This window comes from Nonomuraea sp. NPDC048881 (genome assembly GCF_040649795.1).
Classification (GTDB): Bacteria; Actinomycetota; Actinomycetes; order Streptosporangiales; family Streptosporangiaceae; genus Nonomuraea.
In genome coordinates this window covers 224554-242878 of the sequence record NZ_JBEZGC010000006.1, presented here as the reverse complement: position 1 = coordinate 242878, position 18325 = coordinate 224554, and the positions used below count along the sequence as shown (strand labels likewise).

At 68.8% G+C, this 18325-nt stretch carries 20 protein-coding genes; 6 read left to right on the top strand and 14 right to left on the bottom strand.

The window, feature by feature from the left end; genetic code table 11:
- The first annotated feature begins 28 nt into the window (after positions 1-28).
- Positions 29-1498, top strand: a complete 1470-nt coding sequence (locus AB0C33_RS23210) for an amino acid permease (RefSeq protein ID WP_358291243.1) — start codon at positions 29-31, stop codon at positions 1496-1498.
- Here the strand turns inward: AB0C33_RS23210 and AB0C33_RS23205 are convergent.
- From AB0C33_RS23205 to rpsF, 7 genes are all read right to left on the bottom strand, one after another.
- Positions 1495-2238 (bottom strand): amino acid ABC transporter ATP-binding protein, encoded by a 744-nt coding sequence (locus tag AB0C33_RS23205; protein ID WP_358291241.1) that lies wholly within the window; start codon positions 2236-2238, stop codon positions 1495-1497. The two genes, AB0C33_RS23210 and AB0C33_RS23205, sit on opposite strands and share 4 nt — an antisense overlap.
- Positions 2235-3074 (bottom strand): amino acid ABC transporter permease, encoded by an 840-nt coding sequence (locus AB0C33_RS23200; protein WP_358291239.1) that lies wholly within the window; start codon positions 3072-3074, stop codon positions 2235-2237. Before AB0C33_RS23200 ends, AB0C33_RS23205 begins: the two co-directional genes overlap by 4 nt.
- Before the next feature lie 17 nt (positions 3075-3091).
- A complete protein-coding gene (locus AB0C33_RS23195) occupies positions 3092-3970 on the bottom strand; it encodes an ABC transporter substrate-binding protein (protein ID WP_358291237.1) in 879 nt (292 codons plus the stop codon).
- A 183-nt stretch (positions 3971-4153) separates the two neighbouring features.
- A complete protein-coding gene (gene rplI, locus AB0C33_RS23190; protein WP_352322940.1) occupies positions 4154-4600 on the bottom strand; it encodes a 50S ribosomal protein L9 in 447 nt (148 codons plus the stop codon).
- Between the two features lie 14 nt (positions 4601-4614).
- On the bottom strand, positions 4615-4851 hold the full coding sequence (gene rpsR, locus AB0C33_RS23185; RefSeq protein ID WP_020543048.1) for a 30S ribosomal protein S18: 237 nt from the start codon (positions 4849-4851) through the stop codon (positions 4615-4617).
- A gap of 63 nt (positions 4852-4914) precedes the next feature.
- Entirely contained in the window at positions 4915-5472 is a 558-nt protein-coding gene (locus AB0C33_RS23180) for a single-stranded DNA-binding protein (protein ID WP_352322941.1), read from the bottom strand.
- A 148-nt stretch (positions 5473-5620) separates the two neighbouring features.
- Complete coding sequence (gene rpsF, locus AB0C33_RS23175; RefSeq protein WP_026214314.1) at positions 5621-5911, bottom strand: 30S ribosomal protein S6; 291 nt, start codon at positions 5909-5911, stop codon at positions 5621-5623.
- Between the two features lie 266 nt (positions 5912-6177).
- Between rpsF and AB0C33_RS23170 the strand changes: the two genes are divergently transcribed.
- Positions 6178-6420 (top strand): hypothetical protein, encoded by a 243-nt coding sequence (locus AB0C33_RS23170; protein WP_358291234.1) that lies wholly within the window; start codon positions 6178-6180, stop codon positions 6418-6420.
- Between the two features lie 58 nt (positions 6421-6478).
- Here the strand turns inward: AB0C33_RS23170 and AB0C33_RS23165 are convergent, their stop codons facing one another.
- Positions 6479-6658 (bottom strand): hypothetical protein, encoded by a 180-nt coding sequence (locus AB0C33_RS23165; protein ID WP_357973985.1) that lies wholly within the window; start codon positions 6656-6658, stop codon positions 6479-6481.
- 76 nt (positions 6659-6734) lie between these two features.
- On the opposite strand from AB0C33_RS23165, the gene AB0C33_RS23160 reads away from it, so the two are divergent.
- Positions 6735-7478, top strand: coding sequence for a deoxyribonuclease IV (locus AB0C33_RS23160; protein ID WP_357973988.1), 744 nt, complete (start codon positions 6735-6737; stop codon positions 7476-7478).
- A gap of 75 nt (positions 7479-7553) precedes the next feature.
- Here AB0C33_RS23160 and AB0C33_RS23155 read toward each other — a convergent pair whose 3' ends face one another.
- From AB0C33_RS23155 to AB0C33_RS23140, 4 genes are all read right to left on the bottom strand, one after another.
- Complete coding sequence (locus tag AB0C33_RS23155; RefSeq protein WP_358291232.1) at positions 7554-8618, bottom strand: mannosyltransferase family protein; 1065 nt, start codon at positions 8616-8618, stop codon at positions 7554-7556.
- Positions 8615-9931 (bottom strand): glycosyltransferase 87 family protein, encoded by a 1317-nt coding sequence (locus AB0C33_RS23150; RefSeq protein WP_358291230.1) that lies wholly within the window; start codon positions 9929-9931, stop codon positions 8615-8617. The genes AB0C33_RS23155 and AB0C33_RS23150 overlap by 4 nt, the downstream gene beginning before the upstream one ends.
- On the bottom strand, positions 9928-12393 hold the full coding sequence (locus tag AB0C33_RS23145) for a transglycosylase domain-containing protein (protein WP_358291228.1): 2466 nt from the start codon (positions 12391-12393) through the stop codon (positions 9928-9930). The genes AB0C33_RS23150 and AB0C33_RS23145 overlap by 4 nt, the downstream gene beginning before the upstream one ends.
- Positions 12394-12624: 231 nt before the next feature.
- On the bottom strand, positions 12625-13011 hold the full coding sequence (locus AB0C33_RS23140; protein ID WP_352322948.1) for a DUF5318 family protein: 387 nt from the start codon (positions 13009-13011) through the stop codon (positions 12625-12627).
- A gap of 133 nt (positions 13012-13144) precedes the next feature.
- On the opposite strand from AB0C33_RS23140, the gene AB0C33_RS23135 reads away from it, so the two are divergent.
- The gene (locus AB0C33_RS23135; protein WP_352322949.1) at positions 13145-13729 is read left to right on the top strand and encodes a PadR family transcriptional regulator; all 585 of its coding nucleotides are present in this window, start codon (positions 13145-13147) and stop codon (positions 13727-13729) included.
- Positions 13730-13742: 13 nt separating this feature from the next.
- Positions 13743-14822 carry an inositol-3-phosphate synthase gene (locus AB0C33_RS23130; protein ID WP_352362269.1) on the top strand — a complete coding sequence of 360 codons (1080 nt, stop codon included), beginning with the start codon at positions 13743-13745 and terminating at the stop codon, positions 14820-14822.
- Positions 14823-14848: 26 nt separating this feature from the next.
- Here AB0C33_RS23130 and idi read toward each other — a convergent pair whose 3' ends face one another.
- A complete protein-coding gene (gene idi, locus AB0C33_RS23125) occupies positions 14849-15433 on the bottom strand; it encodes an isopentenyl-diphosphate Delta-isomerase (RefSeq protein ID WP_358291226.1) in 585 nt (194 codons plus the stop codon).
- A gap of 95 nt (positions 15434-15528) precedes the next feature.
- Between idi and AB0C33_RS23120 the strand changes: the two genes are divergently transcribed.
- A complete protein-coding gene (locus AB0C33_RS23120; RefSeq protein WP_358291224.1) occupies positions 15529-16818 on the top strand; it encodes an MFS transporter in 1290 nt (429 codons plus the stop codon).
- Here the strand turns inward: AB0C33_RS23120 and AB0C33_RS23115 are convergent.
- Positions 16798-18222: a CCA tRNA nucleotidyltransferase gene (locus AB0C33_RS23115; protein ID WP_358291222.1), complete on the bottom strand. Its 1425-nt coding sequence runs from the start codon at positions 18220-18222 to the stop codon at positions 16798-16800. The two genes, AB0C33_RS23120 and AB0C33_RS23115, sit on opposite strands and share 21 nt — an antisense overlap.
- Positions 18223-18325 lie beyond the last annotated feature (103 nt).

The following is an 18325-nucleotide window of genomic DNA, read 5'->3' as shown; positions in this document are numbered from 1 at the left end:
TGGGCGAGTTCCCTGAGCGGGGTGTTCCGTGTCCACGATTCTTCGACGACTGCCACCGTCAGAGGCGACCGGGTTACGCACCGGCGCCCGGCACAGCCTGTCCGAGGTCTACCGCCCGGCCGACCTCGTCGTTCTCGGTCTCGGTGTGATCATCGGCGCCGGCATCTTCAGCATCGCCGGCGAGCAGGCCCACACCATGGCCGGTCCCGGCGTGATCCTCTCGTTCATGATCGCCGGTATCGCCTGCCTGCTCGCCTGCCTGTGCTACGCCGAGCTGTCGTCCACGATGCCGACGTCGGGCAGCGCCTACACCTTCACGTACGTCATCTTCGGCGAGGTCTGGGCCTGGATCATCGGCTGGGCGCTGATCCTGGAGCTGCAGTTCGCCGCCGCGGTGGTGGCCAGGGCGTGGGCGTCCATCGCGGTCAAGGCGGTCGCCGACTTCGGCGTACGGGTGCCGCAAGGCGTGGACGACGTGCTCGTCCTGGTCATCCTGGTGCTGCTGACGGGCATCGTGGCCCTCGGCGCGCGGGTGGGGCTCCGGGCACTGTGGATCATGGTGTCGGCCAAGCTGCTGGCCATCGGGGCGGTCATCGTCGTGGGCCTGACCCACATCGACGTGGCCAATTACGGCGACTTCTACGTCGAGCCCAAGGCCCTGCCCGTCCGCCCGCAGACCGTCATCGAGCTCTTCGCCGGGCACGGCATGGCCTTCGGCTGGTTCGGGGTCTTCGCCGCGGCCTCGGCGATCGCGTTCGCCTACATCGGCTTCGACATCGTCGCGACCTCGGCCGAGGAGAGCGTCAACGCGCCGAAGTCCGTGCCCAAGGGCATGATCCGCAGCCTGGTGATCGCCACGGTCATCTATCTGGCGGTCGCGCTGGTCATGGTGGGCATGGTGTCGTACACGAAGATCAGCGGGGACGCGCCGCTGTCCACCGCGTTCCGGGCCGTGGGCGTGGACTGGATGGTGCACGTCATCGACGCGGGGGCGGTGCTCGGGCTGACCACCGTGATCCTGGTGCTGATCGTGGGTCAGACGCGGGTGCTGTTCTCGATGGCCCGCGACGGGCTGATCCCGCGCGGCCTGGCCACGGTCAGCCGCAGGTACCACACGCCGTCGCGGGTGACGCTGGTGATCGGGTTCATCGCGATCGTGCTGGCCGAGTTCGTCCCGGTGCTCACCATGCAGGAACTGGTCGTCATCGGGACGTTGTTCGCGTTCCTGTTCGTGGCGGCGGGCGTGATCGTGATGCGGCGGCGCATGCCGCACCTGGAACGCGGCTTCCGCGTGCCGCTCTCGCCGCTGCTGCCCGCGCTCTCGCTGGTCGCCACGCTGTGGCTGATGCTCAACCTGCGCCTGCTCACCTGGGCGTGGTTCGTCCTGTGGATGGCCTTCGGCCTGCTGGTCTACCTTCTGTACGGCCGCCGCAACAGCCTGCTGGCCACCCCGCGGGAGGCCCCGGCCGAACCCGGCCGGGGCCGTCACCGCCGCTAGAGGCGTCCGGATTCGAGCACGCTGCGCAGGAACTCCCTGGTCCGCGGCTGCTCCGGTGCGGCGAAGATCTTCTCCGGCGGGCCCTTCTCCACCAGCACCCCGTCGTCGAGGAAGCACACGGTGTCGGAGATGTCGCGGCAGAAGCTCATCTCGTGGGTCGTGAGGATCATCGTCATGCCCGTCTCCTTGAGCTCCTTGATGATCCCCAGCACCTCCACCACCAGCTGGGGGTCGAGCGCCGAAGTGACCTCGTCCAGCAGCATGAGCCTCGGCTGCATGGCCATCGCCCGGATGACCGCCACCCGCTGCTGCTGCCCGCCCGAGAGCTGGTCGGGGTACGCGCCAGCCTTGGCCGCCAGCCCGAACCTGGCCAGCAGCTCGTGCGCCTGCTCCTCGGCCTGTTCCTTGGACGTCCTGAGCACCCGCCGCGGCGCGAGCGTGATGTTGTCCAGCACGCTCATGTGCGGGAACAGGTTGAACGCCTGGAAGACGATGCCGAGCCTCTTGCGCACGTCGTCGACGTCCACGCGGGGGTCGGTGATCTCCTGGCCGTCGAGGTGGATGGCGCCGTCGTCCACGGTCTCCAGCAGGTTCACGCAGCGCAGGAGGGTGGACTTGCCGGACCCGGACGCGCCGATCAGGCTGACGACCTCGTGCGGCTGCACCTCAAGGTCGATCCCGCGCAGCACGCTGTGGCCGTGGAAGTTCTTCCACACCCCTTCGATGGTCAGCAGGCTCATGCGCCACGCCTCCTGCGCGTACGGGCGGCCAGGTGGTCGGTGAACCTGGCCATCGGGATCGTGAGCAGGATGAACACCAGCGAGGCGACCAGGTAGGGGGTGTAGTTGAACTTGCTGGTGGCGATGATCTGGGCCTGCCTGAGCGCCTCCAGCGGCCCGATGGTGGCCACCAGCGCGGTGTCCTTCTGCAGCGAGACGAAGTCGTTGAGCAGCGGCGGCACGACCCGGCGGGTGGCCTGCGGAAGCACCACGAACCGCATGGCCTTGAAGTGGCTCAGGCCCAGCGAGCGGGCGGCGGCGATCTGGCTCGGATGCACCGACTCGATGCCGGAGCGGAACACCTCGGCCACGTACGCGCCGTACGACAGCGTCAGCGCGATCACGCCCAGCGTCGCCAGGTCGGTCGGGATGCCCTGCAACCGCAGCGCGGGCAGCCCGAATCCGACGAGGTAGATGACCAGGATCGTCGGCACGCCGCGGAAGACGTCGGTGTAGAGCGTGGCCAGGGCCCTGATCGGGAAGAACGCGGGCGCGGTGATGCCCCTGGCCAGCGCCACCAGCAGCCCGATGATCAAAATCAGCGGCTCGGCGATCAGGAACATCTTGATGTTGAGCAGGAACCCTTCCAGCACCTTGGGCAGCGCGGCGACGAACCACTCGGGAGAGAAGAACGCCTCCCGCACCCGGGGCCAGCCGGGCGAGTTCGTGACCAGGACGACGACCAGGACGATGAACACGATCGTCGAGGCCGTCGCGATCGAGGCCGAGCGGCGCGCCCGCGACCTGCGGACACGCTCGCGCTCAAGCTGACGTTGCGAGGGGACGTGCTCGCTCACGGGCTTACCGGTCGGGCTCACGACAGTTCGGGCGCGCCCGCCGCCGAGCCCAGCCACTCCTGCTCGATCTTCGTCAGCTCACCCTTCGACTTCAGCGAGTCGACGGCCTTGTCGACGCAGGGCTTGAGCGCGCTGCCCTTCTCCATGACCAGCCCGAACTCCTCCGGCGTGCCGCCGGTCGAGCTGAACTGGCCGACGATCTTGGAGTTCTCCACCTGGGCGGCCGTCACGTAGAACGCGGTGGGCACGTCGACGACGATCGCGTCCACCTGCTTGTTCTTCAGCGCGTTCACGGCGTCGACCTGGTCGTTGTAGACGTTGGGCTCGGCGGACGGCTTGATCACGTCGTTGACGCCGGCCAGCGACGTGGTGCCCACCTGGACGCCGAACTTGGCGTCCTTGAGCTCGGCCACGCTCTTGGCCTCGGCGAACTTGCTGCCCTTGATCGCCACGACGGCCTGCTTGACCGTGTAGTAGCCCTTGCTGAAGTCGACCGCCTTGGCGCGGTCGGGGTTGATCGAGACCTGGTTGACGTCGAAGTCGAACTGCTTGGCGCCGGGCGCGAACGCGGAGTCGAACTTGACCGTGCTCCACTCCACCTCGGTCCGGTCGAAGCCGAGCTCACCGGCCACCGCGAACGCCACCGCGCTCTCGAACCCCTGGCCGTTGCTGGGGTCGTCGTTCTTGAACCACGGCTCGTAGGCCGGCTTGTCCGTGCCGACGGTCAGCTTGCCGCCGTTGACGAGCTTGAGCTGGTCCTTGGCGCAGGCGTCGGCCGCCGCGGAGCCGGTCGGGGCGGAACCGGTCGCCGTGGCGGCCGGTTGGTCGGCAGGGGCACATGCGACGGCCCCTACCGCGAGCACACCGATCGCAAGCAGCATCGTGGAACGGGCCATGGCAGAGCCTCCAGGGGGAAACACACACAAAGAACGCAGGCATTCTACGCGGCCCCCATAGGAATGAAGTGCGCAGGTCACCAGGCCAGCCGGTCCCGCAGGGGAACGCGCCACCGTGGCAGCCGGTCCCCCGGAACGCGAAAAAGCCCCCCTCCTGACGGAGAGGGGCTTGATCAGCGTTCGTCAGCCAGCCACGACGTCGACGTCGACGGACGCCGACACCTCGGGGTGGAGCTTGACGGTGATCTTGTGCGACCCGACGCTCTTGATCGGGTTGCGGATCTCGATGCGACGGCGGTCGAGGATCGGGCCACCGGCCGCCTTGACGGCGTCGGCGATGTCGCCCGTGGTGATCGAGCCGAACAGCCGGCCCGACTCGCCCGCGCGGGTGGACAGCCGCACGCGCAGGGCGCCGAGCTGGCCGGCGACCTCCTTGGCGGTGCCGAGGTCGCGGATCTCGCGAGCGTCGCGAGCCTTCTTGATGGTCTCGATCTGGCGCTCGGCGCCACGCGTCCAGCGCATGGCGTAGCCGCGCGGGATGAGGTAGTTACGGCCGTAGCCGTCCTTGACCTCGACGACGTCGCCAGGGGCGCCGAGGCCGGAGACCTCGTTGGTGAGGATGAGCTTCATGTCGACAGACCTCCTTAGCGCGCGGTGCTCGTGTAAGGCAGCAGAGCCACCTCACGGGCGTTCTTGATCGCGGTCGCCACGTCGCGCTGGTGCTGGGTGCAGTTGCCCGTCACCCGGCGCGCACGGATCTTGCCGCGGTCGGAGATGAACTTCCGCAGCAGCGCCGTGTCCTTGTAGTCGACGTATGAGATCTTGTCGTGGCAGAACAGGCAAACCTTCTTCTTGGGCTTGCGCAGTGCCGGCTTAGCCATCGTGGTGCTCCTCTCAGAGCCCCGCCTTTCGGGCGGGAATGGACTCGGGCTTGTGGACAGGTGTTAGAAAGGCGGTTCGTCGCTGAAGTCGTTGCCGCCGCCGAAGCCGCCGCCCTGGTTGCCGCCACCGCCGCCGCCGAAGCCGCCGCCACCGCCCTGGTAGCCGCCGCCCTGGGGCGGGGCGGGCGAGGCAGAGGCCCACGGGTCGTCGGCGGGACCGCCGCCGAAGCCGCCGCCACCGCCGCCACCCTGGCGGGTGGTGCGGTTGACCTTGGCCGTGGCGTTGCGCAGGGACGGGCCGACCTCGTCGACCTCGACCTCATAGACCGTGCGCTTCTCGCCTTCCTTGGTCTCGTAAGACCGTTGCTTGAGCCGCCCCTGCACGATGACCCGCATGCCGCGCTGGAGGCTCTCGGCGGCGTTCTCCGCCGCCTGCCGCCACACGTTGCAGGTCAGGAAGAGGCTTTCGCCATCCTTCCACTCGTTGGTCTGGCGATCCATGAACCGCGGAGTGGACGCGATGCGGAATCGAGCCACCGCTTGACCCGTCGGGGTGAAGCGCAGCTCCGGGTCGTCGACAAGATTGCCGACGATGGTGATTACGGTGTCGCCTGCTGCCATGGCTAGCGCTCGCCTTCCTGCACGCCTTCGCTTGGGTTACGGCTCAGAGTACGGGTGCTCTCCGACAAAAAGCCGGTGGTCGTCAACAAGAAACCCGCTCGTTGAGCCGCCTCCCGGAGGGACGGCCCGCTTCGCGGCTTTCCTGTGGCTAGTGCACGTCCGGGCGCAGGACCTTGGTGCGCAGAATGCCCTCGTTGAGGTTCATCTGGCGGTCGAGCTCCTTGACCGTCGCGGGCTCCGCGGACAGGTCGATGACGGCGTAGATGCCTTCCGACTTCTTGTCGATGTCGTAGGCGAGACGGCGACGGCCCCAGACGTCGACCTTCTCCACGGTGCCGCCGTCGTTGCGGACCACGGTGAGGAACTGGTCGAGGGACGGCGCGACAGTGCGCTCATCGAGCGAAGGGTCCAGAATGACCATTACTTCGTAACGACGCATGCGGGACTCCAACCTCCTCTGGACTTTTGCGGTCACGACACTCTGCCGTGACAGGAGGACGCTGACGTCAGGCCGCGGCGCCCCATTTCGGCGCCCCGGGGCGATGGGTCACCCATCACAACGCAGCGCTGCCCAGGTTACCAGCCACGAGTAGGTGGGAAGGCCTGTAGGAAACCAAGGGGGTGGCGGCTGTGCCACATGTGCTTCATCCCTCAGAGAGGGAGCGGTTCAGGCTCACGCTCAACACCGACGGACGCTCTCACCCGGTGGAGAACGGCCTGGCGATCGCGACACTGGTGTGCGGGCTCGTGGCGTTCGTCGCCGCGTTCTTCCCCGCCGCCCACGTGATCTCGTCCTGGATCGGCACGCTCGGTTTCGGGACCGGGCTCTACTCGCAGTACATCTCGGTGACCACGCCGCAGCGCTCGGTCAACATCGTCGGCCTGGTGGCCTCGTTCGTGGGGGCCGTGCTCGGCATCGCCCACGGCGGCTTCCTGCCGCATCCTTGACGGGCCTCTCGCCCGGCGTACGGCCCCGGTGACGCCGGGGCCGTCGGGTACATGTGACTCACCTGCCGATGTGCAGGTCGATGCCGAGCAGCACCAGGAACCAGAGGAACACCGCGAGCAGAGCCTCGGCGACGTCCCGGAGGAGACCCGGGGTGATGTAGTCGTAGATCCAGGCGACGTAGATTCCGACGATCACGTAGACCAATAAGATCAGCGCCCGCAGCCGCCAGCGTGTCATGTGCGCTCTCCTCGGGGGTAGGGGGTGCCGGGCGTCTTCCCGGAGGCGGTTCCGCCAAACGGATAAGCTCCTTGACATGGTGCGTATCGGAGCTCACGTCGACCAGGACGATCCCGCCGCTCACGCCGAACGGGTCGGGGCGGAGGTCGTGCAGTTCTTCCTCGGCGACCCGCAGGGCTACGCCAAGCCGGTGCTGCCGGACAAGCCGGTCGAGGGCGTCGACGTCTACATCCACGCCCCCTACCTGATCAACGTCGCCACGACGAACAACCGCATCAGGATCCCCAGCCGCAAGCTGCTCGAACAGCACCTCAAGGCGGCCGCGGGGCTCGGCGCCAAGGGCCTGGTCGTGCACGGCGGCCACGTCAACAAGAGCGACGACCCGCAGGTGGGCTTCGACAACTGGCGCAAGGTGTTCGAGCGCATGGAGTGCCCGATCCCCGTGCTCATCGAGAACACCGCGGGCGGCGGCAACGCCATGGCCCGCAAGCTGGAGCGCATCGCCCGTCTGTGGGATGCGCTCGACGGCTTCGACGTGGGCTTCTGCCTCGACACCTGTCACGCGCACGCGGGCGGCGAGGAGCTGGTCGACCTGGTCGAGCGGGTCAAGGCGATCACCGGCCGGATCGACCTCGTCCACTGCAACGACTCGCGCGACGACTTCGACTCCGGCGCCGACCGGCACGCGAACCTGGGTCAGGGGAAGATCGACCCGGAGCTGATCCTGGCGGTCTGCCGCGCGGCGGGCGCCCCGGTCGTGGTGGAGACGCCGGGCGAGGGCCAGGCCGACGACATCGCGTTCCTGCGCAAGAACCTCTGAACGTCTCCGGACCGAAAGCACACAGCCTGTGGATAACTTCCCTGGATTACCGAGGCGAAGAAACGGGTAGAGACTTCAGCCCGCCCAGGCGCCCGTGAGGAAGCGGGCCGCGTTCAGGTACATGAGCGGCCCGCAGATCATCGCGTACAGCACGATCACCCACGGCTTCCTGGTCGCGACCTTGGCGACCAGGACCCACAGCGGGAACCACAGCAGCAGCGAGCGCGGGATCGACAGGTAGTACGCCGAGGTCATCAGCGCCGCCGCCTGCAACCCGCAGTAGACGGCCTCGCTCCACCTGCGCAGCGCCAGCAGCCACACCAGCACGCCCACCGCCAGCACGGCCCCGGCGATCTCCATGCGGAAGGCCACCGCGAAGTCGTCGGTGCCCATGGCCGAGTTCCACGTCGTGCGCCACGCCTCCCAGGGCCAGACGAAGTCGCGTCCCCAGCCGGCCTCCTGCGCGTGCTTCCACGCCAGCCAGTCGCCCGACCGCCGGTAGTGGTATAAGGAGTACGCCGCCAGCGGCAGGAACGGCACCGCCAGCCAGCCGGCCCGCCGCCACGACTCCCTGCTCCTGACGAACTCCACCGCCAGCGCGACCGCCAGGAACAGGCCGGTGATCCGCACGCACGACGCCCCCGCCGCCAGCAGGACGGCCTGCGGCCAGCGGCCGAGCCGGGCGGCCAGCCACGCGGGGATCGCTAAGGCCAGGAACAGCGACTCGCTGTAGCCCGCCGCCAGGAACACGGCCATCGGGAACAGCAGCAGCGCCAGCACCGCCATCCAGCTGGTCGCGCCCTCGACCTCGGCCAGCCGGGCCAGCGCGACCATGGCCACCGCCCCGGCGACCAGCGAGATCAGCAGCCCGCAGATCGCCCAGTCGGGGACCACGAGATGCACCACCCGCAGCACGACCGGCAGGCCGGGGAAGAACGCGGGCAGGCCGTCGTCGCGTGGCTTGCCCGGTTCGCCGTCGTAGCCGTACTGGGCGATGGTGACGAACAGGCCGGCGTCCCATTGGCGCCACTTGCCGGCGTACTCGGCCAGGGTCAGGCCGAGCAGCGTCGACAGCAGGAGCCCGGCCCGCGATCCGAGCCACAGCAGCAGCGCGTCCCGGGCGGTCGAGCGGGTGATCATCTTGTCTTCAGCACGAACCTGTCGGGGGCGTCGTCGAACACCCCGCCCCCCTGGTCGTCGATGTCGCCCTGGCGCACCACGTCGCGTTCCGGACGCAGGATGTCACGGACGACGAACGCCATCATGATCCCGATGGTGATGACCCGTCCCCAGACGGCGGTGAAGTACGTGTCGTCCCCGATGCCCAGGTCGTCCCTGCTGAGCGGGGGCTGGGCGAGCAGGTAGAGCCAGATCGCCGCGAAGTACCAGACCTCGGCGAGCTGCCACAACGCCAGCGGCTTCCACCTGGGCCTGGCCAGCACCGCGAACGGCACCAGCCACAACACGAACTGCGGCGACCACACCTTGTTCGTCATCATGAAAGCGGCCAGGGCGAGGAAGCAGAGCTGCGCCAGCCGGGGCCGGCGCGGCGCGGTGAGCGCGAGCACGGCGATGCCCAGGCAGAGCGCGGCCAGCGTCACCATGCCGAGGGTGCTGACGTCGGCCTCGCCCAGGACCCCCCAGCCCTTGCGCTGGAAGAACAGCCACGGCGAGCCCCAGTCGATCCCGCGTTCCTGGGAGAAGACGTAGAACCGGCGCCAGCCGTCCCAGGCGAAGACCATGAAGGGCACGTTCACCACGAGCCAGGCCCCCGCGGCCGACCCCAGCGTCACCAGGAACGGCCGCCAGCGCGCGGTCCGCAGCGTGAGCAGGAACAGCGCGCCGAGGAACATCAGCGGGTAGAACTTGGTCGCGATCGCCAGCCCGAGCAGCACGCCCGCGAGCACCTGCCGTCTGCGCGCCCAGGCCAGCAGCATGCCCATCGACAGCGCGCCGGCGACCAGGTCCCAGTTGATGTACGCGGCCAGGATCACGGCGGGCGAGATCGCGTACCACAACGCGTCCCACCGGCGGGTGGGCCCGGCCACCGCCGCCATCAGCAGGACGCCGGCCACCAGGCAGACGCCGAGCAGCAGGACCGTGAGGTCGTAGAACCGGACGGCCTGCGCGACCTGGTCGAGCTCCAGCTTCCGCGAGATCCAGGCGATGACCTGCATCACCTCGCCGAGCACCACGGGGTACTCGACCTGCTTGTCGAACGGCACGTCGGCGAAGTACGGGTTCTGGGTCGCGAGCTGCCGGTCGAAGTACAGCGGGTAGATGTCGGTGTAACAGAAGTTCGTGTACGTCTGGACCTGGTCGTTCCATCCACCGGTCCGGCACGGCAGCCGCACGACGTAGCCGAGGACGGCCCCCAGGGCGGCGATCAGCCCCAGGGGCAGGTACGGCACGGCACGCGCCGCCAGCGGGACGCGTGCCTCGGTCGTGGTCACCACTCCTCGTGTCGGGCGCTCATCTGCGAGCTTCCCGTCGGCCGGGAGTCGGGCACCTTGCCGCCTCCGCCGCCGCTCAGGATGCCGTGGTCGTCGGCCTCGGGGATGCCGGTGTCCTGGGAGTCGTCGGTGACGTCACCGCTGTCGTCGTTGCACGGCGCGACCAGGCAGTTCTGGTCGCTGCCGTCGTCGAAGGGGTTGTCCGCGCCGTCGTCGAACGGGTTCGTGGCGGTCGGCGTCGGCGTCGGCACCGGGCGCTCCACGATGTTCTCCGGCAGGCCGATGTCGGCCTTCTGCGGGAACTGCTCGATCGGCTTGCCCTCGTGGGCGGCGAGCATGAACCGCCGCCAGGTCGCGGTGGGCGGGCCGGCGCCCTCGAAGCCGAGCGGGGCTTCTACGGCCGTGGTGTACCGGTTGTTCGGGCCGTACTTCTTGCTCGGCTTCTTCTCGTTCGGGGTCTCGGGACAGTTCGAGTGCCGGGGCTGAACGGTCTTGCCCGTCTTGGTCACGCACCGCTCGCGGTAGAACCCCACAGCAGCGGAGATCTGCGGCGTGTAACCGACGAACCAGGCTTCCTTCTCGTTGTTGTTGGTGCCGGTCTTGCCGGCCGCGGGCCGGTTGCCGAGCCCCTGGCCACGGGCGGTGCCGCTCCTCAGCACCTCCTGCATGGCGGTCGTCGCGTCGGCGGCCACCTCGGCGTCGATGACCCTGGTCGAGGTCCGCTGCTCGGGGTAGACGACCTGGCCGTTGAGCTTGACGTCCTGGACCACGTGGTACCTGGTGTACTTGCCGCCGTTGGCGAAGATCGAGTATCCGGCGGCCTGCTCGACCGGCGTCACCGGGGCGCTGCCGATGGCGAACTGGAACTGGTGGTCCTCGACGTCCTTGTCCATGCGGCCCTTGTCGAACCCGGCGTTCTCCACGAGCTCCTTGACCTCGTCGAGCTTCCTGGGCAGCTTGTACGCCATCGACACGTACGCGGTGTTGACCGACTCGGCCGTGGCCTTGACCACATCGACGGCCTGGCCGACGTTGTGGCTGTTGCGGAAGCCGCCGTCCTGCTGGCCGGGGATGACCTTCGGCACGGTCTGGTTGCCCGGCACGTAGCTCTTGAGCGAGTAACCGGCCTGCAGCCAGGCGGCCAGCACGTACGGCTTGAACGCGGACGCGGCCTGCTTCTCGGCGTCGAAGGGCTCGTTGAACGGGTCGGTGAGGTAGTCGGAGCCGCCGTAGAAGGCCAGGACGCGGCCGTTCCTCGGGTCGACGGCGGCCAGACCGGCGTGGAACTCCTTCGACATGTTCGCCGTCGTGGCCTCGACGGCCGTCTTGGCGGCCTTCATGAGGTTCTCGTCGAAGGTGGAGGTGATCTGGTAGCCGCCGCTCCTGACCATGTCGGGGGTGAGCTTGCGCTGCTTCAGCTCCTCCAGCACCTGCGTGATCATGTAACCGCGCAGCCCCGCGTAGACCTCCTTGGTCTCGCCCTTGCGGATCTTCGGGAACTTCGCCTTCGCCGGCAGGTCGCCGTACTTCTGGGGCCACTGCTCGGCCATGTACTTGATGGTCGTGCTCCACCGGTCGCGCAGGCCGGGGTCGTCGGGGCCCCAGCTCGGGCGCTGGATGCGGGCGGCCAGGTAGGCGCCCTGCTCGGGGGTCAGGTCCTTGGCGTGCACGCTCTTGCCGAAGTACGCCTGCGAGGCGGCCTCGACACCGTAGGCGAGGCCGAAGTTCACGGTGTTGAGGTAGCGGGCGAGGATCTCTTCCTTGGACAGCGACTGGTTGAGCTTGACCGCGACGAAGATCTCCTTGAGCTTGCGCTTTACGGAGACCTCCTGGCTGAGGCCGTCGTAGTAGCCGCGGGCCATCTGCTGGGTGATGGTCGAGGCGCCCTGGAGCTGCTGGCCGGTCGCGGTCATCCACACCGAACGGGCCATGCCCGAGAGGGAGACGCCGGAGTCCTCGTAGAACGTCTTGTTCTCGATGGCGACCGTGGCGTCCCTGACCGTTTGCGCCATCTTGTCGATGGTGACGGTCTGCCGGGGCACGCCGAGCTTGGCGAGGACCTTGCCGTTGCGGTAGTAGAGCGTGCTCTGCTGCGCGACCGCCGACGCCTGCGTGCCCTCGGGCACCGGCGTGAGGTTGTACGCGACCATGATCATGCCGAAGATGCCGGCCGCCAGCACGACCACGCTGGCCACGACGATCTTCCAACTGGGCACGAACCGGCGCCAGCCGCCGCGCTTCCTGTCCGGCGGGCCGGGCGGCTCGGGGGGCTCGCCCTGCCCGCTCGCCCGGCGCGAGCGCCTGGGCGGCGCGTCGCTGACCATCGTCTCCTGGTTGCTCAGCGAACGCGTGTCCTGCCGGGCCCGGGAGCGGCTGCGCGGCGCCGGCTCCTCGCGCCCCTGGGGCGCCCCGCGCTGGGGCTGCCGCCCGGAGGCGGGGTCGCCGTACGGCTGCGCGGACATCGCGCCCGTCTGCTCGTACGCGGCTTCAGGACGACGCTGTTGCTGCGAGGCACCCCAATCGGAATCGCCGGTTTGGGGAGGAGAACCTGGGGGCACAGAACGGGATGAGTTGGAGCGACGGCGCCTTCCCGGGCGGGCCGTCCCCTCATTCATGCTGTTACTCACACGTCCTCGCATCGTCGTCGGATAAAAACGGCGTATGGGCGTGAGGTGACTCGCCGCCCTCGGTGTTCACGGTTGGCCGACGAGGTCTGGCGGTCCGTTGCCGAGGACGAACGAGACCGTCAGGTGGTTCCAGGAACAACCTTGGCAGACCTCGACGACGTACACCCGGAACTCATCGTAATCATGGGCCATTTCGACAAGCTCTGACGTGGCCTTTGCCTGACCGGCATGCCGTCCCAGCGAATCGCCGAAGACATAGGTCACGTTGGTGACGTTCTCCCTCTCGCACACCGGGCAGAGACGTTCGGTCGGCTCGCCGAACACGCGGGCCGCGCGAAGGAGGTACGGCTGTGCGTCACAGAGGTCCCCGCGCGAGGCACGGCCCACCTCCAGGGAACGGACCGCTGCCCGCTTGGCGAGGCCGTAGTCCACCACCCTCCGCTGTGACCACATGAGCGCCAGACTACGGCGTTTTACCGAATCATCCCAACGGCTTGGCAAATCCTTTGATTGCGGCCTTATAGCGAATCGACGTATCCTCTGGATGTATCGACTCGATACATCGACGCGAGAGGGGGCGGTTCCAGTGGCCAGCGGACAAGGCAGAGTTCTGGAGCTAGCCGTGCTCGGGTCGCTGCACGAACAGCCGCTACACGGCTATGAGCTGCGCAAACGGCTCAACGCCCTGTTGGGCATGTTCCGTGCGTTCTCCTATGGATCGCTGTACCCCTGTCTGCGATCACTGCTGGCCCAGGGCCTCATCGTGGAGGAGCAGCCCGCTCCCGCCACGATCGTCGGCGGCCGGTCGAAAATCGTCTATAAGCTCACCGCGGAGGGCAAGGAACGCCTCCAGGAGCTGCTGACCCAGGCCGGCCCGTCAGCCTGGGAGGACGAGAGCTTCGGTGTGCACTTCGCCTTCTTCAGGCACACGGAGGCCGAGGTGCGCCTGCGCATCCTCGAAGGCCGCCGCAGCCGCCTGGAGGAGCGCCTCGACAGCGTGCGCACGGCGCTGGCCCGTACCAGGGAGCGGCTCGACAGCTACACGCTCGAGCTGCAGCGCCATGGGCTCGAGTCGGTCGAACGCGAGGTGCGTTGGCTGAACGAGCTGATCGCCACGGAGCGGCGGGCCTCGGAAGGGCCCGAGAGAGATACCACGTCAACTGATGAGTAAGGGAGCGAGTGCGATGGGTTCGGTTCGCGTGGCCATTGTCGGCGTCGGCAACTGCGCGTCTTCGCTGGTCCAGGGCGTCCACTACTACAAGGATGCGGACCCGGCCGCACGAGTGCCGGGCCTGATGCACGTGAAGTTCGGTGAGTACCACGTGGGCGACGTCGAGTTCGTCGCCGCCTTCGACGTGGACGCCAAGAAGGTCGGCCGCGACCTGTCCGAGGCGATCGTCGCCAGCGAGAACAACACCGTGAAGATCACCGATGTGCCGCCCACGGGGGTGACCGTGCTGCGCGGCCACACCTTCGACGGTCTGGGCGAGTTCTACCGCGAGATCATCGAGGAGTCCGACGAGGAACCCGTCGACGTGGTCAAGGTGCTCCGCGACAACCAGGTCGACGTGCTGGTGTCGTACCTGCCGGTGGGCTCGGAGGAGGCCGACCGTTTCTACGCGCAGTGCGCCATCGACGCCAAGGTGGCGTTCGTCAACGCGCTGCCGGTCTTCATCGCCTCCGACCCCGAGTGGGCCGAGAAGTTCACCGAGGCCGGGGTGCCGATCGTCGGCGACGACATCAAGTCGCAGGTCGGCGCCACCATCACGCACCGCGTGCTAGCCAAGCTGTTCGAGGACCGCGGTGTCGAGCTGCTGCGCACGTACCAGCTCAACTTCGGCGGCAACATGGACTTCATGAACATGCTGGAGCGCAGCCGGCTCCAGTCGAAGAAGATCTCCAAGACGCAGTCGGTCACCTCGCAGATCCCGCACGAGATGGGCAAGGCCGACGTGCACATCGGCCCGTCGGACCACGTGCCGTGGCTCGACGACCGCAAGTGGGCGTACGTGCGCCTGGAGGGCCGCTCGTTCGGCGACACCCCGCTGAACCTGGAGTACAAGCTGGAGGTCTGGGACTCCCCCAACTCGGCCGGCATCATCATCGACGCCGTGCGCGCGGCCAAGATCGCTCTTGACCGGGGCATCGGCGGCCCGATCCTGTCGGCGTCGTCGTACTTCATGAAGTCGCCGCCGGAGCAGTACTCCGACGACGAGGCCCGCGAGTACGTCGAGAAGTTCATCAGGGGCGAGGTCGAGCGCTGACCTGTGGGCCCCTCGCGGCCGCGGCTTCAGCCGCGCGCGGCGGGGGGCAGTTCGTCGTCGGAGGCGGGAGACCAGGCCATCGGGTCGGCGCCCAGCTCGCTGAGCAGCGGCACCTGTTCCCTGCACCACGGTGAGATCGCCAGCAGGCCGCTGCGCACGCCCTCGGCGAACTCCTTCCACGGCATCCAGCGCACCTCGCCCACCTCGTCGGGGTTGGGCGCCACCGGGGTGTCGACCGTGACGCGGTAGACCGGGCACAGCTCGTGCTCGACGATGCCGTTGCCCATGACGGCGCGGTAGGAGAAGCCGGGCAGCATGAGATCGGCGCCGCCGGCGTGCAGGCCGAGCTCGTAGGAAAGCCTGCGGATGACCGCCCGGCCGAGCGGCTCGCCCGGCAGCGGGTGGCCGCAGCAGCTGTTGGTCCAGACGCCGGGCCAGGTGATCTTGTGGCTGGCCCGCCTGGTGAGCAGCACGCGGCCCTCGGGGTCGAAGACGTAGCTGGAGAAGGCTAGATGGAGCGGGGTCTCCCGGCCGTGCACCGACGTCTTGGGCGCGGTGCCGAGCGCGTGCCCCTCGCGGTCGACCAGCACAACGTGTTCCTCAGTGGTCACGCTTTGAAGCGTACGAGATCGCCATGCGCGTTCGGAACCCGCCCGGCCGCCTCCGGCGCATCCTATGCCGCGGTGCGCACGGCTAGGCTGACGGGGTGTCATTCGTCGCCGATCTCCGCGTCGTCCTCCAAGGCCGTGACTTCCGACGGCTGTTCGGCACGCGGCTGGTCTCCCAGTTCTCCGACGGGATCTTCCAGTTCGGCGTCACGAACTTCGCCTTCTTCAGCCCCGAGAAGCAGACGACGGCCCTGGCGGTGGCCGCCGGCCTGGCCGTGCTGTTCCTGCCGTACAGCGTGCTCGGGCCGTTCGTCGGGGTGTTCATCGACCGGTGGTCGCGGCGGCAGATCCTGGTCATAGCGCCGTTCGTGCGCGGTGGGCTGCTGCTGGTCGCGGCGGCACTGGTCGCCTCCGACGCGCCCGATCCCGTCTTCTACGCGGCCGCGCTCGGCGTGCTCGGGGTCAACCGGTTCTTCCTGGCCGCGCTCGGCGCCTCGCTGCCGCACGTGGTGCCGTCCGACCGGCTGATGGCGGCCAACGCGGTGACGCCGACCTGCGGCACCGTGGTCACGTTCGTCGGCGCGGGCGTCGGGTTCCTGCTGCGCGAGGTGCTCGGCGACGGCGACCGGGGCATCGGGCTGCTGCTGGCCGTGTCCGGCGTGATGTTCGGGCTGAGCGCCCTGGTCGCCCGCACGATGGACCGCGCGCTGCTCGGCCCCTCCTACGACCCCGACCAGCCCCAGGCCCGCGAGGCCCTGCGCAACGTGGTCGTGGGCCTGGTCGACGGCGCCCGGCACCTGGCACGCCACCGCGAGGCAGCCGCGACCATGGGCGCGATGGCCGCCCACCGCTTCCTGTACGGAATGGCCACCGCCCTCGGCATCATCCTCTACCGCTACTACTTCACCGACGGCGACCCCGACGCCGCCCTGCGCGGGATCGGCCTGGTGGTGGCCGCCTCCGGCTTCGGCTACTTCCTCGCGGTGATCATCACCCCGTACGCGACCGAGCGGTTCGGCATCGGCCCCTGGGTGGTCATCGCGCTGTCCTCGGCCGGCGTGCTGGCGGGCGCGCTGGTCCTGCCGTTCCAGACGTGGGGGCTGCCGGTGGCCGGCTTCGTGCTGGGCGTGGCCGGGCAGAGCGTCAAGATCTGCGCCGACACGACCGTCCAGCGCGACGTCGAGGACGCCTATCTCGGCCGTGCCTTCTCGCTCTACGACATGCTCTTCAACGGCATGTACGTGCTGGCCGCCGCGCTCTCGGCGGCGATCCTGCCGCCCAACGGCAAGTCGTACCCGGCGGTCGTGATCATCACGGTGGGCTACCCCGTGGCGGCGCTGGCCTACCGGATGGTCACGACGTCGTCGTCACGCTCCCAGGCCGTTTGACCGCGCCCAGTCGAGCAGCGCCTGGGTGGCCGCCTCCTTGCCGAGCACGCCCTTGTCCAGCCTGAGGTCGAGCAGGAACTTGTACGCCCGGCCCACCACGGGCCCAGGGCCCACGCCGAGCACGGCCTGGATCTCGTTGCCGTCGAGCTCGGGCCGGATCTTGGCCAGCTCCTCCTCCTCGGCGAGCCGGGCGATGCGCTCTTCGAGCTGGTCGTAGGTGCGCGACAGCGCCGCCGCCTTGCGCTTGTTGCGGGTGGTGCAGTCGGCCCTGGTCAGCTTGTGCAGGCGGCCGAGCAGGTGGCCGGCGTCGCGCACGTAGCGGCGCACGGCGCTGTCGGTCCACTCGCCCGTGCCGTAGCCGTGGAAGCGCAGGTGGAGCTCGACCAGCTGGGAGACGTCGGCCACGACGTCCTTGGGGAACCTCAGCTCGGTCATGCGCTTCTTGGTCATCTGCGCGCCGACGACCTCGTGGTGGTGGAACGACACCCGCCCGCCGGCCTCGTGGCGCCGGGTCTTGGGCTTGCCGATGTCGTGCATGATCGCGGCCCAGCGCAGGATGCGGTCGGGCTTGCCGTCCTCCTCCTGGGCGATGGCCTGGTCGAGGACGGTCAGGCTGTGCTCGTAGACGTCCTTGTGCCGGTGGTGCTCGTCGATCTCCAGGCGCAGCTTGGGCAGCTCGGGCAGCACGTGCGCGGCCAGGCCCGTCTCCACCAGCAGGCGCAGGCCCTCGCGCGGGTTGGCACCGCAGAGCAGCTTGTCGAGCTCGTCGCGGATGCGCTCGGCCGAGACGATCTCGATGCGCTCGGCCATCGCGGTCATCGCCGCCAGGGCGGCCCGGTCGACGCCGAAGCCGAGCTGGGAGGCGAACCGGGCGGCCCTGAGCATGCGCAGCGGGTCGTCGGCGAACGAGCGCTCGGGGGTGCCGGGCGTGCGCAGCCGCTTGGCGCGCAGGTCGTCGAGACCGCCGTAGGGGTCGACGAACTCGTGGCCGGGCAGGCGCACCGCCATCGCGTTGACCGCGAAGTCGCGCCGCTCCAGGTCGGCCTCCAGCGTCTCGCCGTAGACGACCTCGGGCTTGCGCGACTTGGGGTCGTAGGACTCGCTCCGGTACGTGGTGATCTCGATCAGCCAGTTGCCCTTGCGCAGGCCGACGGTGCCGAAGTCGATGCCGATCGTCCACACGGAGTCGGCCCAGTCCCTGACGACGTCGAGCACCCTGTGGGGGTTGGCGTCGGTGGTCAGGTCGAGGTCGTTGCCGACGCGGCCCAGCAGGATGTCGCGCACGGGGCCGCCGACGAGGGCCAGCTCGTGGCCGTGGTCGGCGAACAGGCGGCCGAGCTCGTCGGCCACCGGTGCGATCTTGCGGAACAGGTCGTGCATCGCCCGCTGCTGGCTTTCGGTCATTGTTGAGTCGGACAAACCCTGTCGGTCCTTCGATTCCGGAACATATCCCCCGAGCCACATCAGGTCCGGGTTACCTTCGGTCTGGGGACCGTCGGGGGCCATG

Bases quoted from the DNA above. Each gene is read 5' to 3' on its own strand.
- AB0C33_RS23115 (WP_358291222.1), bottom strand. From the start codon at position 18,222: ATGACCGAAAGCCAGCAGCGGGCGATGCACGACCTGTTCCGCAAGATC.
- AB0C33_RS23160 (WP_357973988.1), top strand. From the start codon at position 6,735: ATGGTGCGTATCGGAGCTCACGTCGACCAGGACGATCCCGCCGCTCAC.
- AB0C33_RS23165 (WP_357973985.1), bottom strand. From the start codon at position 6,658: ATGACACGCTGGCGGCTGCGGGCGCTGATCTTATTGGTCTACGTGATC.
- rplI (WP_352322940.1), bottom strand. From the start codon at position 4,600: ATGAAGCTCATCCTCACCAACGAGGTCTCCGGCCTCGGCGCCCCTGGC.
- AB0C33_RS23130 (WP_352362269.1), top strand. From the start codon at position 13,743: ATGGGTTCGGTTCGCGTGGCCATTGTCGGCGTCGGCAACTGCGCGTCT.
- AB0C33_RS23180 (WP_352322941.1), bottom strand. From the start codon at position 5,472: ATGGCAGCAGGCGACACCGTAATCACCATCGTCGGCAATCTTGTCGAC.
- AB0C33_RS23155 (WP_358291232.1), bottom strand. From the start codon at position 8,618: ATGATCACCCGCTCGACCGCCCGGGACGCGCTGCTGCTGTGGCTCGGA.
- AB0C33_RS23205 (WP_358291241.1), bottom strand. From the start codon at position 2,238: ATGAGCCTGCTGACCATCGAAGGGGTGTGGAAGAACTTCCACGGCCAC.
- AB0C33_RS23145 (WP_358291228.1), bottom strand. From the start codon at position 12,393: ATGTCCGCGCAGCCGTACGGCGACCCCGCCTCCGGGCGGCAGCCCCAG.
- AB0C33_RS23195 (WP_358291237.1), bottom strand. From the start codon at position 3,970: ATGGCCCGTTCCACGATGCTGCTTGCGATCGGTGTGCTCGCGGTAGGG.
- AB0C33_RS23140 (WP_352322948.1), bottom strand. From the start codon at position 13,011: ATGTGGTCACAGCGGAGGGTGGTGGACTACGGCCTCGCCAAGCGGGCA.
- rpsR (WP_020543048.1), bottom strand. From the start codon at position 4,851: ATGGCTAAGCCGGCACTGCGCAAGCCCAAGAAGAAGGTTTGCCTGTTC.
- rpsF (WP_026214314.1), bottom strand. From the start codon at position 5,911: ATGCGTCGTTACGAAGTAATGGTCATTCTGGACCCTTCGCTCGATGAG.